The organism is Micromonospora sp. WMMD980 (assembly GCF_029626035.1).
Taxonomy (GTDB): Bacteria; Actinomycetota; Actinomycetes; order Mycobacteriales; family Micromonosporaceae; genus Micromonospora.
Genome location: NZ_JARUBE010000003.1, coordinates 4,435,038 through 4,449,696, shown reverse-complemented (window position 1 = coordinate 4,449,696; position 14,659 = coordinate 4,435,038). Strand labels below are relative to the sequence as shown.

Annotated in this window: 11 protein-coding genes and 1 pseudogene; 5 read left to right on the top strand and 7 right to left on the bottom strand. The window is 73.4% G+C overall.

The features are described 5' to 3' along the window. The first annotated feature begins 24 nt into the window (after positions 1-24). Positions 25-765 (top strand): hypothetical protein, encoded by a 741-nt coding sequence (locus O7618_RS20855; RefSeq protein ID WP_278107803.1) that lies wholly within the window; start codon positions 25-27, stop codon positions 763-765. Positions 766-806: 41 nt separating this feature from the next. Further along, positions 807-1,769 carry a GNAT family N-acetyltransferase gene (locus tag O7618_RS20850; protein ID WP_278107802.1) on the top strand — a complete coding sequence of 321 codons (963 nt, stop codon included), beginning with the start codon at positions 807-809 and terminating at the stop codon, positions 1,767-1,769. Between the two features lie 74 nt (positions 1,770-1,843). On the opposite strand, the gene O7618_RS20845 is transcribed toward O7618_RS20850, so the two are convergent. Then, positions 1,844-2,299 (bottom strand): gamma-glutamylcyclotransferase, encoded by a 456-nt coding sequence (locus tag O7618_RS20845; protein ID WP_278107801.1) that lies wholly within the window; start codon positions 2,297-2,299, stop codon positions 1,844-1,846. Between the two features lie 165 nt (positions 2,300-2,464). On the opposite strand from O7618_RS20845, the gene O7618_RS20840 reads away from it, so the two are divergent. Further along, positions 2,465-3,868: an NAD(P)H-quinone dehydrogenase gene (locus tag O7618_RS20840; RefSeq protein WP_278107800.1), complete on the top strand. Its 1,404-nt coding sequence runs from the start codon at positions 2,465-2,467 to the stop codon at positions 3,866-3,868. A 64-nt stretch (positions 3,869-3,932) separates the two neighbouring features. Here the strand turns inward: O7618_RS20840 and O7618_RS20835 are convergent, their stop codons facing one another. After that, on the bottom strand, positions 3,933-4,745 hold the full coding sequence (locus O7618_RS20835; protein ID WP_278107799.1) for a VTT domain-containing protein: 813 nt from the start codon (positions 4,743-4,745) through the stop codon (positions 3,933-3,935). Positions 4,746-5,307: 562 nt separating this feature from the next. Between O7618_RS20835 and thrS the strand changes: the two genes are divergently transcribed. Then, entirely contained in the window at positions 5,308-6,525 is a 1,218-nt protein-coding gene (gene thrS, locus O7618_RS20830; protein WP_278107798.1) for a threonine--tRNA ligase, read from the top strand. 73 nt (positions 6,526-6,598) lie between these two features. On the opposite strand, the gene O7618_RS20825 is transcribed toward thrS, so the two are convergent. From O7618_RS20825 to O7618_RS20810, 4 genes are all read right to left on the bottom strand, one after another. Then, the gene (locus tag O7618_RS20825; RefSeq protein WP_278110096.1) at positions 6,599-8,548 is read right to left on the bottom strand and encodes an ABC transporter ATP-binding protein; all 1,950 of its coding nucleotides are present in this window, start codon (positions 8,546-8,548) and stop codon (positions 6,599-6,601) included. A 158-nt stretch (positions 8,549-8,706) separates the two neighbouring features. Next, complete coding sequence (locus O7618_RS20820; RefSeq protein ID WP_278107797.1) at positions 8,707-10,440, bottom strand: ABC transporter ATP-binding protein; 1,734 nt, start codon at positions 10,438-10,440, stop codon at positions 8,707-8,709. Then, a complete protein-coding gene (locus O7618_RS20815) occupies positions 10,434-10,955 on the bottom strand; it encodes a MarR family transcriptional regulator (RefSeq protein WP_278110095.1) in 522 nt (173 codons plus the stop codon). The genes O7618_RS20820 and O7618_RS20815 overlap by 7 nt, the downstream gene beginning before the upstream one ends. 62 nt (positions 10,956-11,017) lie before the next feature. Further along, complete coding sequence (locus O7618_RS20810) at positions 11,018-11,536, bottom strand: MarR family transcriptional regulator (protein ID WP_278107796.1); 519 nt, start codon at positions 11,534-11,536, stop codon at positions 11,018-11,020. A gap of 56 nt (positions 11,537-11,592) precedes the next feature. Between O7618_RS20810 and O7618_RS20805 the strand changes: the two genes are divergently transcribed. Then, positions 11,593-13,212: an MFS transporter gene (locus O7618_RS20805; RefSeq protein WP_347405388.1), complete on the top strand. Its 1,620-nt coding sequence runs from the start codon at positions 11,593-11,595 to the stop codon at positions 13,210-13,212. Positions 13,213-13,215: 3 nt separating this feature from the next. On the opposite strand, the pseudogene O7618_RS20800 reads toward O7618_RS20805, so the two are convergent. Then, positions 13,216-14,656, bottom strand: a pseudogene (locus tag O7618_RS20800) (GuaB1 family IMP dehydrogenase-related protein). Between the last annotated feature and the right edge of the window lie 3 nt (positions 14,657-14,659).

The window sequence follows — 14,659 nt, the reverse complement described above, 5'->3', positions numbered from 1 at the left end:
TGGACGGACGGCGGTGGGTCGCCGATGACTCCGGAGCAGGTCGCCGCCGCCTGCAAGCCGCTGGTGCTGGAGCTGGGGGAGGCGTTCTCCCGCTGCCCCTCGACGCTGCGCCGGGCCCGCCTGCTCGGCATCTCCGGGTGGGCCTTCTACATCACCGGGCGGGCCGGTGCGCTCGGCGACGTCCGTGCCGAGACGGTGGCGTCGGCGCTCGGCTTCATCGCCCCGGACGCGGTCGCGGACGGCTGGGACGCCGCGGCGCGTGGGGTGCCGCCGCTGGAGGTGGCGGCCGCCAACCTGGCCGAGTGCTGCCGCTGGGGCACTTCCCGGCTGGGCGACGCGCCGGGCGTGTCCCGGCTGGCCGGGCTGCTCGGCCGGGCCGTGGACGCGGCGGACGGCAGCGCCATGCCGCTCTTCGCCGCCTGGCGGGCCATGCCGATGCGCGACCCGTCCGCCGGCGCCCGCGCCGCGGTCGGCCTGCTGCTGCTGCGTGAGCACTTCGCCGGGGCCTACCTGCTGGCCGTGCGGGCCTCCGGGCTGACCCCGATGGAGGCGGTGCTGGCCGGGCCGGAGGGCGAGGCGGGTGCCGCGGCCTGCGGCTGGGCCCCGCCGTATCCGCCCGTCGGTCCGCTGGTGCGGCGGCGGATCTGGGCCGAGGCGGTGACCGACCGGCTGGTGTCGCCGGCGTTCCACGCGCTCGGCGCGGCCGGCGGCGGGGAACTCGTCGACCTGCTGACCGCCGCGCGCCTGCACGCCCGGCACGGATAATTGGGAGGCGCGGGCGCGGTCCGGCTGCCAGGATCGGCCGCGTGACGCTCCCCGCCGGTTGGACGGCCCGCCGCCCCACCCTCGACGACGTCCCCGCGATCCTGGCGGTGGTGCACGCCGCCGACACGTTCGCGGTGGGCCATCCCGACTTCGACGCCGAGGACGTGCGGGACGCGCTCACCGCGCCGTTCGTCGACCCGTCCCGGGACTCCTGGCTGGTCACCGACCCGGACGGGACGGCGGTGGCGTGGTCGTTCCTGAACAACCCGACGGGCGTCGGCCGGGAGTGGGTGGACGTGCTCGTCGACCCCGACCGGGGCGCCGAGCTGCGCGCGCCGTTGCTGGCCCGGATGCTCGACCGGGTCGCCGAACGGGCCGCCGAGCGGGAGGTGCCCGCGCTGACCGCCCGCGCGGGGGTGTACGCGCCGGAGACCCGCTGGGCGGGGGAGCTGGTGGCGGCCGGGTTCACCCGGATCAAGCGCTACCTCCGGATGAGCCGGTCACTGGCCGACCTGCCCGCCGAGCCGGCCCCGCCGGCCGGGGTGACGGTCCGGCCGCTGCGTCCCGACGACGAGGCCGACCTGCGGTTGTTCCACCTGATCCACGACACCGCCTTCCGGGACACGCTCGACCACGAGCCGCTCGACTTCGACCGCTGGCGGGACCTGCTCCCCTCCTCCGGCAAGGTCTGGGACGAGTGGTTCGTGGCCGAGGTCGACGGCGAGCCGGCCGGTGCCCTCCAGTCCTCCGACCAGGCGGTGGAGCAGGACGCGGGCTGGGTGCGGACGCTGTCCGTGCTGCCGGCCCACCGCCGGCGCGGGGTGGGCGCGGCGCTGCTGCGCCGGGCCTTCGCGGTCTACGCGGCGAAGGGCCGCGCCCGTGCCGGGCTGGGCGTGGACCTGGCCAACCCGACCGCGCCGGTCACCCTCTACCACTCGGTCGGGCTGGTGGAGGAGCGCTGGGTCGACGTGTACGAGCGGAGCGTGCCCGCCCCGCAGGTGTGACCCGGGACCCCCGCGACGGGGTCGCCGAGCGGGCGGGTGGCCGCCCGGCGCACACTGTCGGGGTGGGAGACGCGCTACGCGGACGCCGTGCCGGTGGGGCGGGACCGCAGCTCGGTGACGTAGTCGTCCGGCGCGCCCGCCTTCTCCGCCGCGTTCGCGATCTCCGACAGGTACCACGACGTCGGCAGGCCGCCCTCGTAGCCGTCGAAGACGTAGACCCACGCGGTCACGTCCCCGTCGAGCGTCGAGACGCGGACGGTCAGCTTGCGGTAGGTGCCGGCGGTCACGCCCTCGATCTCGTCGAGCTGGGCGGCGTCGTACGGGTGGATGTCGTAGAGCGCCACGAAGACCCGGTCACCCGGTGCCTCGACCACGGTGCTGACCGAGCCCTCCCAGCCGATGACGTCCTCGCCGGCGAAGGTGAGTCGCCACCCCTCCAGCCAGCCGGTGCCCACCATCGGCGAATGCGGGCAGTAGGCGCGCATGCGAGCGGGGTCCAGGTTTGAGCCGTAAGCGGCGTAGAGACGCACGGCGACGACGATAGCCCGGTCGACGGGTGGGGGAGAATACGACGGTGCGTGTCGGACGCGACGGGGAGAAGAAAGTCACTGTGAGGAAAGACGAGGGGCTTGACCGGTGAGCGCGAGGAGTGCAGCGGAGCGGAGCCCCGCAGTCGCGAACGAAAGGACGGCCCTGTGAGCCAGATCGTGATCATCGGCGGCGGGCCGGCCGGGTACGAGGCGGCACTGGTCGCCGCCCAGCTGGACGCCGATGTCACAGTGGTCGAGGCGGACGGCGCCGGCGGCGCGTGCGTGCTCTCCGACTGCGTGCCCTCCAAGACCTTCATCGCCAGCTCCGAGGTCGTCACCGGCTATCGGGACACCGAGGAGTTCGGGGTCCACTCCGACGGCCTGGAGGCGGTCACGGTCGACGCCCGGGCGGTGCACGAGCGGGTCAGGCGGCTCGCGCTGGCCCAGTCCGCCGACATCCACACCAAGCTGGTCAAGGCCGGGGTGGAGTTCGTGGCCGGCACCGCGCGGCTCGGCGAGGACACGCTCGGCCACACCCACCAGGTGATCGTCACCCCGGCGGACGGCTCGCCCGCGTACCCGGTCGGAGCCTCCACCGTGCTGGTCGCCACCGGCGCGACCCCGCGCCAGCTGCCCACCGCCGTGCCCGACGGCGAGCGGATCCTGACCTGGCGTCAGGTCTACGACCTGCCGGAGCTGCCCGAGCACCTGATCGTGGTCGGCTCCGGCGTCACCGGCGCCGAGTTCGCCAGCGCCTACCTGGCCATGGGCGTGCGGGTCACGCTGGTCTCCAGCCGGGACCGGGTGATGCCGCACGAGGACGCGGACGCCGCGATGGCGATCGAGCGGGTGTTCCGCAACCGGGGCATGAGCATCCTCAACAACTCGCGGGCCGAGGCGGTGCGCCGGGTCGGCGACGGAGTCGAGGTGGTGCTCTCCGACGGGCGTCAGGTCACCGGCTCACACGCGCTGATCGCGGTCGGTTCGATCCCGAACACCGCCGACCTGGGCCTGGCGGAATACGGCGTCGAGCTGGCCCGGGGCGGCTACGTCACGGTCGACCGGGTGTCCCGGACCAACGTGCCCGGCGTCTACGCGGCCGGCGACTGCACCGGGGTGCTGCCGCTGGCCAGCGTCGCGGCCATGCAGGGCCGGATCGCCATGTGGCACGCGCTGGGCGAGGCGGTCCGGCCGCTGCGGCTGCGTACCGTCGCGGCGAACGTCTTCACCGACCCGGAGCTGGCCACGGTCGGCGTCTCGCAGGACGAGGTCGACGCCGGCAAGACCCCGGCCCGCCAGGTGATGCTGCCGCTGTCCGGCAACGCCCGGGCGAAGATGGACGACCTGGCCGACGGCTTCGTCAAGCTGTTCTGCCGGCCGGCCAGCGGCCAGGTGATCGGCGGCGTGGTGGTGGCGCCGAAGGCGAGCGAGCTGATCCTGCCGATCACCATGGCGGTGGAGAACAACCTCACCGTCAACGAGCTGGCGCACACCATCACCATCTATCCGAGCCTGTCCGGTTCGATCACCGAGGCCGCCCGCCAGCTCATGCTGCACGAGCTGGAGTAGCGCGGGACAAGTGGACCTGGTGCGCTGCGGGTTGCGGCACTCCGACGTCCTCGGAGATCCGGGCTCAGTCGACCGGAGTCCCGGCCCGGTCCGGCTCCTCGCCGGCCGGGACCGGCTGCGCGCCGTCTACCGCGGCCAGCATCTGCTCGCTGAGCTGTCGACGTCGGGCCACCCGCTCGGGATCGTTCCAGGTGGGGTCGAGCCGCTGGGCTCCGGCGCGGATCTCGCGCCGGTTCGCTCCGTCATTCATGATCGATTCTCCTTCGACAAGGTCACCGGCTGATGGCGTCGCGGCCTGGCGGGCGCCGAGCCAGGTCATCGCCCAGCCGGCCGCCGCGAACCCGCCGGCGGCGACGCCGCCGATAAGCAGCAACCGCCACGCCGAACCGGTGAGCGCCGCGCCGCCCAGGTGGCCGACGAGCGTGCCGTAGCCGGCCCAGCCGATCGCCGCGACCGCGTCGTAGGCCAGGAAGAGGCGGTACGGGTAGCGGCGGCGGCCGGCCGAGAAGCACGCCGCCATCCGGCCGCCGGGCACGAACCGGCACAGCAGGATCACCAGCGGTCCGGGTTCGCGCAGCCGGCGGGTGGCCCGGGCGACGGCCCGGCGGGTCCGGCCCGGCGTCGCGTGCCGGGCCGCCCGCCGGGCCGGCGCGGTGCGGCCGAGCAGATAGCAGGCCAGGTCGCCGACGAAGACGCCGGCCGCGCCGACCGCGATGGTCAGCGGCAGGCTGAGCCCGCCGTAGACGGTCAGCGCGCCGCTGGTGATCATCACGATCTGGGTCGGCACCACCGGCACGAAGGCGTCCGCGACCAGCAGGGCCAACAGCAGCGCGTACGCCCAGGCGGGCGACGCGACGTGGGCGATGAGGTCAGCCATGAGCGCCACCCGGCCGGAGTTCCCGGGTCGGGCCGGGCGCGGAGCGGGGCGGCGGAACCGCGCGCACCGGCGTACCGTTGACGGGACGCGGCACCGGCGCCGTCGGGTCCCCCGTTCCCGACGCCCGGGCCGCCGCGGGTCGTCGGCAGGTCCCGTGCCGGCGACCCGCACCCACTCTCCGCTGTCGGGCCTGCGACAGCGCGCCTCCCGGTCTGCGCTCCCCAGATACGATCTTGGGCCCTAGCGGAAACTCCACGCTGGAGGCTCGATGGTTTCCACGGTCTCCAACGCCGTCCACGCCAAGAACACCCACCTGGACCGGGACCGGGACGGCGTCGCCTGCGAGAAGCGCTGACCCGCCGACCGGAAACTCGGTCGCGCCGTCCGGCCCACCGGCCGTACGGTCACCGCATGCGCAGCGCGGAGAGGACCACGACGCCGGGTGTTCCCGGCGCGCCGCACTGACGTTTCCGTCGACGAGGCCCCGGGGCGATCCGCTCCGGGGCCTCGCGGCGTTCCGGGCCCGCTCGCCTCCGGGTCGTACCCGATCAAGGAGAGCGACATGATCGACCACCGTAGGCTCGGCCGGGACCTGGAGCTGTTCGTCTCCGATCCGCTCGCCGGCGCCGGCCTGCCGATCTGGCTGCCGGCCGGCGCCGCCGCCCGGCACGCCGTGGAGGAGTACGTCCGGGAGCTGGAGCGCCGGGCCGGCTACCGGCACGTCTACTCGCCGCCGCTGGGCAAGCGGGAGCTGTTCGAGCGCTCCGGGCATCTCGGCTGGTTCGCCGACGACATGTTCCCGCCGATGCGGCTGAGCGCCGACGACGAGTTCGTGCTCCGCCCGGCGCTCTGCCCGCACCACGCGCTGGTGTTCGCCGCGCGCGGCCGGTCCTACCGGGAGTTGCCGCTGCGGATCGCCGAGCTGGGCGGGATGTATCGGGCGGAGCGCTCCGGCGTGCTCGGCGGGCTCTCCCGGGTACGCGCCATCTCGCTGAACGACGCGCACAACTTCTGCGCGCCGGAGCAGGTCGGCGACGAGGTCCGGGAGATCCTGCGGCTGATCGGCGAGGCGCACGCCGCGCTCGGCGTCCGCCCGGCCGGGTTCCGCCTGTCGGTGCGCGGGCCGGGGCAGCGGTACGTCGGCGACGACGCCGGCTGGGCACGGGCCGAGAACCTGCTCCGCGCCGCGCTCGACGGGGTGGACGCGGTCGAGGCCCCCGGCGAGGCCGCGTTCTACGGCCCGAAGATCGACGTGCAGATCGTGGACGCCGCCGGCCGGGAGTCGACCATCTCCACCGTGCAGCTCGACTTCGACAAGCCGGAGCGGTTCGACCTGTCCTACACCGACTCGGACGGGAGCCGGAAGCGGCCGGTGATGGTGCACCGGAGCCTGGTGGGCAGCATGGAGCGGCTGTTCGCCCACCTGATCGAGGTGCACGAGGGCGCGTTCCCGGCCTGGTACGCCCCGGTGCAGGTGCTGCTGCTCCCGATCGACGACGCGCAGGCCAGCGCGGCCCGGCGGCTGTGCCGGGAGGCGGAGGCGGCCGGCCTGCGGGCCGAGGTCGACGCCGGGGGCTCGTTGGGCGCCCGGATCCGCGACGCGGCCCGCCGTCGCATCCCGTACGTCGGGGTGCTGGGCGCCCGGGAGGCGGCCGACGGCTCGCTCTCGCTGCGCCTGCGCGACGGGCGTGGCCTCGACCCGATGCCGGTGGGTCGCGCGCTGGACCTCATCGGCGGGGTGGTCGCGAGCCGGTCGCTCGACCTGCTCCCGCCGGCCTGACCCGGGCCCGCCGCCCGGGTGACCCACGGTCACCCGGGCGGTGCCCGGTGTCGGGACTGTCGCAGGGTCCACGTCAGTTCCCGACCGGCGTGCCGATGGGTCGCATCCCGGCCGGCGGTCCCGTCGGCGCCGGCACCTCGTCGGCGATCACCGCGCCGGTGAACTGCGCCCGGTAGAGCCGGGCGTACGCGCCGTCGGCGGCGACGAGCTGGTCGTGGGTGCCCTGCTCGACGATCCGCCCCCGCTCCATCATCAGGATCAGGTCGGCGTCGCGGATGGTGGAGAGCCGGTGCGCGATGACGAAGCTGGTCCGGTCGGAGCGCAGCGCCGCCATGGCGCGCTGGAGCAGCACCTCGGTCCGGGTGTCCACCGAGCTGGTCGCCTCGTCCAGGATCAGCAGCGACGGCTCGGCCAGGAACGCCCGGGCGATGGTGATGAGCTGCTTCTCGCCGGCGCTGACGTTGCTGCCCTCCTCGTCGATCACGGTGTCGTAGCCGTCCGGCAGGCTGCGCACGAAGCGGTCCACGAAGGTGGCCCGGGCGGCGGCGAGGATCTCCTCCTCGGTGGCGTCCGGCCGGCCGTAGGCGATGTTGTCCCGGATGGTGCCGCCGAAGAGCCAGGTGTCCTGCAACACCATGCCGATCCGGCCGCGCAGGTCGTCGCGGCGCATGGTGCTGACGTCCACCCCGTCCAGGGTGATCCGTCCGGCATCCAGTTCGTAGAACCGCATGACCAGGTTGACCAGGGTCGTCTTGCCGGCGCCGGTGGGGCCGACGATGGCCACCGTGTGCCCGGGCTCGGCGACCAGGGAGAGGTCGTCGATCAGCGGCTGGTCCGGGTCGTACCGGAAGGAGACGTGCGCGAACTCGACCCGGCCGTGCGGTTCGGCGATCCGGGCCGGCTCGGCCGGGTCGGCGCTCTGCTCGTCGGCGTCGAGCACGGCGAAGACCCGCTCGGCCGAGGCCACCCCGGACTGGAGCAGGTTGGCCATCGACGCGACCTGGGTCAGCGGCTGGGTGAACTGCCGCGAGTACTGGATGAACGCCTGCACGTCGCCGAGGCTCATCGCGCCGGAGGCCACCCGCAGGCCACCGACCACCGCGATCGCCACGTAGCTGAGGTTCCCGATGAAGAACATCGCCGGCATGATGATCCCGGAGACGAACTGGGCGCCGAAGCTGGCTTCGAACAGCTCCTCGTTCTTGGCGTGGAAGGCGGCCTCGACCTCCTTCTGCCGGCCGAACACCTTGACCAGCTCGTGCCCGGTGTAGGCCTCCTCGATCTGGGCGTTCAGCTCGCCGGTGTGCGTCCACTGGGCGATGAACTTGCGCTGCGACCGCTTGGCGATCTGGCCGGTGACGATCACCGACAGCGGGATCGCGACAAGTGCCACCGACGCCAGCAGCGGCGAGATCCAGAACATCATCCCGAGTACGCCGACGACCGTGAGCAGCGACGTGAGCAACTGACTCAGCGTCTGCTGGAGCGTCTGCGAGATGTTGTCGATGTCGTTGGTGACGCGGCTCAGCAGCTCGCCGCGGGGCTGCTTGTCGAAGTAGGGCAGCGGCAGCCGGTTGAGCTTGTCCTCCACGTCGGCGCGCAGGCGCAGCACGGTGCGCTGCACCACGCCGTTGAGCACCCAGCCCTGGGCCCACATCAGGACGCCGGCGACGACGTAGAGCGCGACCGCGAACGCCAGCACCCGCCCCAGCCGGCCGAAGTCGATGCCCACGCCGGGCACCACGTCCATCCGGGCCAGCATGTCGGCGAAGTTGCCGTTGCCCGACGCCCGGGCCGCGGCCACCGCCGCCTCGGTGCTGGTGCCGGCCGGCAACTGCCGGCCGATCACCCCGTTGAAGATCAGGTCGGTGGCGTGCCCGAGCACCTTCGGCCCGACCACGCTCAGGCCGACGCTGGCCAGCGCCAGCGCCAGCACGCCGGTGAGCTGGACCCGGTGCGGCCGCAGCCGCCCCAGCAGCCGGCGGGCGGACGGCCCGAACCGCATCGCCTTCTCGGCCGGCATGCCCATGCTCATGTGCGGCGGGCCACCCGGTCGCCGCCCGGCCGCCGGCAGCCGCTTCGGCTCGCCCTTCTGCTGCGGGACGGCCGTGCCCTTCCCCGCCTTCACGCCGTGCTGGCCGGGCATGCCCTCACGGCCCTCGCTGCGCTCGGTGCGTTCGCTCATGCCGCCACCCCCGCGGTCTGCTGCGACGCCACGATCTCGGCGTACGTCGGGCAGTTCTCCAGCAGTTCCTCGTGCCGTCCCATCCCGACGACACCCCCGTCCTCGAGCACGATGATCTGGTCGGCGCCGACGATCGTGGAGACCCGTTGGGCCACGATCACCACCGCCGCGTCCGCGGTGACCGGCCTCAGCGCCGCCCGCAGTCGGGCGTCCGTGCCGAGGTCGAGCGCGGCGAAGGAGTCGTCGAAGAGGTAGATCTCCGGCTTGCGCACCAGCGCGCGGGCGATGGCCAGGCGTTGCCGCTGGCCGCCGGAGACGTTCGTGCCGCCCTGCGCGATCGGCGCGTCCAGCCCGCCGGGCATCTCGGTCACGAAGTCACGCGCCTGGGCGATCTCCAGCGCCCCCCACAGATCGGCGTCGGTGGCGTCCGGGTTGCCGTAGCGCAGGTTGCTCGCCACCGTGCCGCTGAACAGGTACGGCCGCTGCGGCACCAGCCCGATCCGCCGCCACAGCTCGTCCGGGGCCAGTTCCCGCACGTCCACGCCGTCGACCAGGACCGAGCCGGCGGTCGGGTCGACCAGCCGGGGGATGAGCGTCAGCAGGGTGGTCTTGCCGGCGCCGGTGGAACCGATGATCGCCGTGGTCCGGCCCGGCAGGGCGGTGAACGAGATGTCGTGCAGCACCGGCGCGGTGGCGCCCGGGTACTGGAAGCCGGCGCCGCGCAGCTCCAGCTCACCGCGGCCGGAGACCTCGGTGACCGGGTCCGGTGCCGGCACCACCGACGACTCGGTGTCCAGCACCTCCTCGATGCGCTCGGCGCAGACCGCCGCGCGGGGCACCATCATCAGCATGAAGGTGGCCATCATGACCGCCATCAGGATCTGCATCAGGTATTGCAGGAACGCGGTGAGCGCGCCGATCTGGATCTGACCGGAGTCGACCCGGCTCGCGCCGAACCAGAGGACCGCGACGCTGGAGACGTTGAGCACCAGCATCACGATCGGGAAGATCAGCGCCTGGAGCCGGCCGATGCGCAGCGCGGTCGCGGTCAGCTCGGCGTTGGCCACCTGGAAGCGGTCCGTCTCGTAGGGCTCGCGGACGAACGCCCGGACCACCCGGATGCCGGTGATCTGCTCGCGCAGCACCCGGTTGACGGTGTCGATCCGGGTCTGCATGAGCCGGAAGCCGGGCACCATCCGGCGGATGATCAGGCCCAGCGCGACGGCCAACACCGGCACGCAGACCAGCATCAGCCAGGAGAGCCCGACGTCCTCGCGCAGTGCCATCACCACGCCGCCGATGCTCATGATCGGCGCGGCCACCAGCATGGTGCAGCTCAGCAGCACCAGCATCTGCACCTGCTGGACGTCGTTGGTGTTGCGGGTGATCAGCGACGGGGCGCCGAAGCGGGCGACCTCGCGGGCGGAGAAGCGGTTGACGTGCCCGAAGATGGCGGCCCGGACGTCCCGGCCGAAGCCCATCGCGGTCTTCGCGCCGAGGTAGACGGCGGCGATCGAGCAGGCGATCTGGAGCAGGCTGACCACCAGCATCCACCCGCCGGTACGCAGGATCTGGTCGGTGTCGCCGCGGGCGACGCCCCGGTCGATGATGTCGGCGTTCAGGCTGGGCAGGTAGAGCGAGGCCATCGTGCCGACGAACTGGAACGCCACCACGGCGGCCAGTAGTCGTCGGTACGGGCGTAGGTGGGTTTGGAGCAGGCGGATCAGCACGGATGTCTCCCGGTTGGCGACTCGGTGTCGGACTCGCTGTCCCGGTTCAACCGACGGAGGTCCCCGTCGGACATGCCGGTGATGATTTCGGTCAGGAATTCGCGGATGATCGCCCGCTTGGCCGGGTCGGCGTCGACCGAGGTCAGTGGGCGGTCGCTGTGGATCATGTCGATGATCGCGCGGGCGTGTTCCTGGCCCTTGTCGGTGAGCGTGAGCTGGACGGTGCGACGGTCCTCGGGGTTGCGTCGGCGGACGACGAAGCCGTCCCGTTCCAGGGTGTCGACGATGCCGGTGAGGGTGGCCGGCCGGACGAAGCACAGCTCCGCCATCTCCCGGTGGGTGACGTCGCCGGAGCGCAGCAGGATCATCAGCACGCGCATGCCGGCGGAGGTGAGGCCGTGGTGCTCGGCCAGGTAGCGCCCCCAGTGCTGCTCGACGACGTGGCCGGCGATGGAGACGAGCCGGCCGAGCGGCGCGTGTTGCAGCGCGTCGGGGAAGCGGACGAGCGGTCCCATGTTCACGGGCGCTAGATTAGCGCCCGTACCATCAGGCCCCAAACTAATTTCTGAGAAGCGCCTCAGTCGGGGTCGGAGCCGGTGCGCCGGGTGGTCGTGGGCTCGTCCGGTGCGGTCGCCACGTAGTCGCGCATCACGTCCGCCACCTCGCGCAGGAACGCCGCGGTGGCCTCGGCCTGCTCGGGGGTGAGCCGGGCGACCGCCCGGTCGACGCCGACCAGCATCGGGCGCAGCGCCTCCAGCACCTCACCGACCGCGTGCTCGGTCACCTGGAGGCTGAGCCGCCGGCGGTCGTGCGGGTGCGGGGCGCGGGCGACGTGGCCGGCGCGCACCAGCCGGTCGACCAGGGTGGTGGCGGACGCGGACCGGATGCCGAGCCGGTTGCCCAACTCGACCGGGCCCAGCGGCTCGGGGCTGAAGACCAGGTGGTCGATCGCCGCGGCGTCGGTCGCGCCGAGACCCAGTCGGCGGGCCAGCGCGGCCCGGGTGTCCCCGGCGATCCGCAGCACCTCGCGCAGGGCCCGGGCGGCCTCGCTGCTCGGCGGCGGCCCGGCCGCTCCGGTTGACGGCGACCCCTCCACGGGTTAAAGCTAGCATCTCGGGTAGCTAGAAAATCTAGCTAAAAGAGGGGGACGCAATGCGCAGCGACGGGCGCGGACGCTGGTTCGGGCTGCTCGCCATCAGCCTCGGCGTCGCGATGATCATCGTGGACGCGACCATCGTGAACGTCGCGGTGCCGCAGATCATCCGGGACCTGGACATCACCTCCACCGACGCGCAGTGGGTGCAGGAGGCGTACACCCTGGTCTTCGCGGCGTTGCTGCTGGTCGCCGGCCGCTTCGCCGACCGGTCCGGCCGTCGGCGGATGTTCGTCACCGGGGTGAGCGTCTTCGTGGTCGCCAGCGTGCTGGCGGCGGTCGCCGGCTCCGGCGAGGCGCTGATCGGTGCCCGGGTGCTCCAGGGCATCGGCGGGGCGATGATGCTGCCCACCTCGCTCTCCCTGCTCAACGCCAACTTCACCGGCCGGGAACGCGGCATCGCGTTCGCCGTCTGGGGCTCCACCATCGGCGGCGCGGCGGCGCTCGGGCCGCTGCTCGGCGGCTGGCTCACCACTACCTACTCCTGGCGGTGGGCGTTCGGCATCAACGTGCCGGTCAGCCTCGCCGTGATCGTGGGCACCCTGCTGCTGGTCGCCGAGTCCCGCGACGACCGCGCCGAACGCGGCGTCGACCTGCTCGGCGCGCTGCTCTCCGTGGTCGGCATGACCGGCGTGGTGTTCGCGCTGATCGAGGGCCGCACCTACGGCTGGTGGGAGCGGGAACGGCCGTTCAGCCTGTTCGGCCTGGACTGGACCGCCTCGATCTCACCGGTGCCGGTGGCCGCGCTGGCCGGCCTGGCCGCCCTCGGCGTCTTCCTGGCCCAGCAGGTGCGCCGCAACCGGGCCGGCCGACCCGCGCTGCTCGACCTGTCGCTGTTCGGCATCCGCTCGTTCCGCAACGGCATCCTCGCCGCCGCGATCGTCAGCCTGGGCGAGTTCGGCCTGCTCTTCGCGCTGCCGCTGTGGTTCCAGAACGTGCTCGGCTACAGCGCCTTCCGCACCGGCCTGGCACTGCTGCCGCTCGCCGTCGGCAGCTTCCTGGCCAGCGGCATCGGCGCGCCGCTCACCCAGCGCTGGGGCGCGGCCCGGGTGGTGCAGCTCGGCGTCGCCGCCGAGCTGGTCGGCGTCGCCGGGCTGGGCCTCGTGGTCGCGCCGGACACCCGCTGGTGGGCGCCGGTGGCGTTCCTCTTCGTCTACGGCGTCGGCGTCGGGCTGGCCACCGCCCAGCTCACCGGCGTCTCCCTGGCCGAGGTGCCGGTGCGACGCAGCGGGCAGGGCTCCGGCCTGCAGAGCACCGCCCGACAGGTCGGCTCCGCGCTCGGCATCGCGGTGCTCGGCACCGTGCTCTTCGCCGGCCTCGGCGGGCTACTCGGCGACCGGCTCGCCGACCAGCCCGGCCTCGACCCGGCCGGGCGGGACCAGGTGGTGACCGCGGTGAAGGAGAGCGCCGGCGCTTCGATCAGCGGGCTGGCGGCGGATCCGCGTACCGCGCCGATCGCCGAGGAGGCGAAGGCGGCCTTCTCCGACGCCACCCGCTACGCGGCCTTCACCGCGGCCGGATTCCTGCTCATCGGCCTGCTCGCCTGCCTGCGCCTGGGTGAAAGGAGGGGCCCCCGCTTAACGCATTCGGTAGAGGAGGGGGCCCCTGTTAACACCTGACGCTCACCAACTCGTCGGCAGCGGCATGCCCTCGGTGTAGCCGGCGGTGCTCTGCACGCCGACCAGCGCCCGGTCGTGGAACTCGTCCAGAGTGCGCGCCCCGGCGTAGGTGAACGCGCTGCGTACCCCGGAGACGATCTCGTCGATCAGGTCCTCGACGCCCGGCCGGTTCGGGTCGAGATACATCCGGGCCGAGGAGATGCCCTCCTCGAAGATCGCCTTTCGGGCCCGGTCGAACATGCTGTCCTCGGCGGTCCGCGCGCTCACCGCGCGGGACGAGGCCATGCCGAAGCTCTCCTTGTAGCGCCGGCCGTCGGCGTCGGTGTAGAGGTCGCCGGGGGACTCGTAGGTGCCGGCGAACCACGAGCCGACCATCACGTTCGAGGCGCCGGCGGCCAGCGCCAGCGCCACGTCCCGCGGGTGACGCACGCCGCCGTCGGCCCAGACGTGCCGGCCCAGCGAGCGGGGCCGCCGCCGCGCAGTCGAGCACCGCCGAGAACTGCGGGCGCCCGACGCCGGTCATCATCCGGGTGGTGCACATCGCCCCCGGCCCGACGCCCACCTTCACGATGTCGGCGCCGGCCTCGATCAGGTCGCGTACCCCGTCGGCGGTGACCACGTTGCCGGCCGCGACCGGGACACCCGGGTCGAGCTTGCGGACCGCCCGCAGCGCCTGCATCATCCGCTCCTGGTGCCCGTGCGCGGTGTCCACGACCAGCGTGTCCACCCCGGCCTCCAGCAGCGCGGCGGCCTTGCCCGTGACGTCGCCGTTGATCCCGACCGCCGCCGCGATGCGCAGCCGGCCCCGGTCGTCCACGGCCGGCGTGTAGAGCGTCGCGCGCAGCGCACCCGCGCGGGTCAGCACACCGACCAGGCGGCCGGCGTCGTCCACCACCGGCGCGAGCCGCCGCCGGCCCGCCGACAACCGCTCGAATCCGGTACGCGGGTCCGCGTCCGCCGGCACCGTGTGCAGCTCGGTGGACATCACGTGCCGGAGCTGGGCGAAGCGGTCCACCCCCACGGTGTCCGCCTCGGTCACCACGCCCATCGGCCGGCCGCCCTCGTCGACCACGATCACCGCGCCGTGCGCGCGCTTCGGCAGCAGGTGGATGGCGTCGCCGACGGTGTCGGTCGGGCCGAGCGTGATCGCCGTGTCGTGCACCAGGTGCCGCTGCTTGACCCAACCGACGACGTTCGCGACGACCTCGATCGGGATGTCCTGCGGGATCACCGCGACGGCGCCGCGCCGGGCGACCGTCTCGGCCATCCGCCGGCCGGCGACCGCGGTCATGTTCGCCACCACCAGCGGGACGGTGGTGCCGGTGCCGTCGCCGGAGGACAGGTCGACGTCGAGCCGGGAGCCCACCTCCGAACGGTTGGGCGCCATGAAGACGTCGTTGTAGGTCAGGTCGTGCGCGGGGACCGCGCCATGAAGGAACCGCACCCG

Coding starts and splice junctions, on each gene's coding strand:
- O7618_RS20855 (WP_278107803.1), top strand. CDS start 25: ATGACTCCGGAGCAGGTCGCCGCCGCCTGCAAGCCGCTGGTGCTGGAG.
- O7618_RS20835 (WP_278107799.1), bottom strand. CDS start 4,745: ATGGCTGACCTCATCGCCCACGTCGCGTCGCCCGCCTGGGCGTACGCG.
- thrS (WP_278107798.1), top strand. CDS start 5,308: ATGATCGACCACCGTAGGCTCGGCCGGGACCTGGAGCTGTTCGTCTCC.
- O7618_RS20825 (WP_278110096.1), bottom strand. CDS start 8,548: ATGCCGGCCGAGAAGGCGATGCGGTTCGGGCCGTCCGCCCGCCGGCTG.
- O7618_RS20815 (WP_278110095.1), bottom strand. CDS start 10,955: ATGGGACCGCTCGTCCGCTTCCCCGACGCGCTGCAACACGCGCCGCTC.
- O7618_RS20805 (WP_347405388.1), top strand. CDS start 11,593: ATGCGCAGCGACGGGCGCGGACGCTGGTTCGGGCTGCTCGCCATCAGC.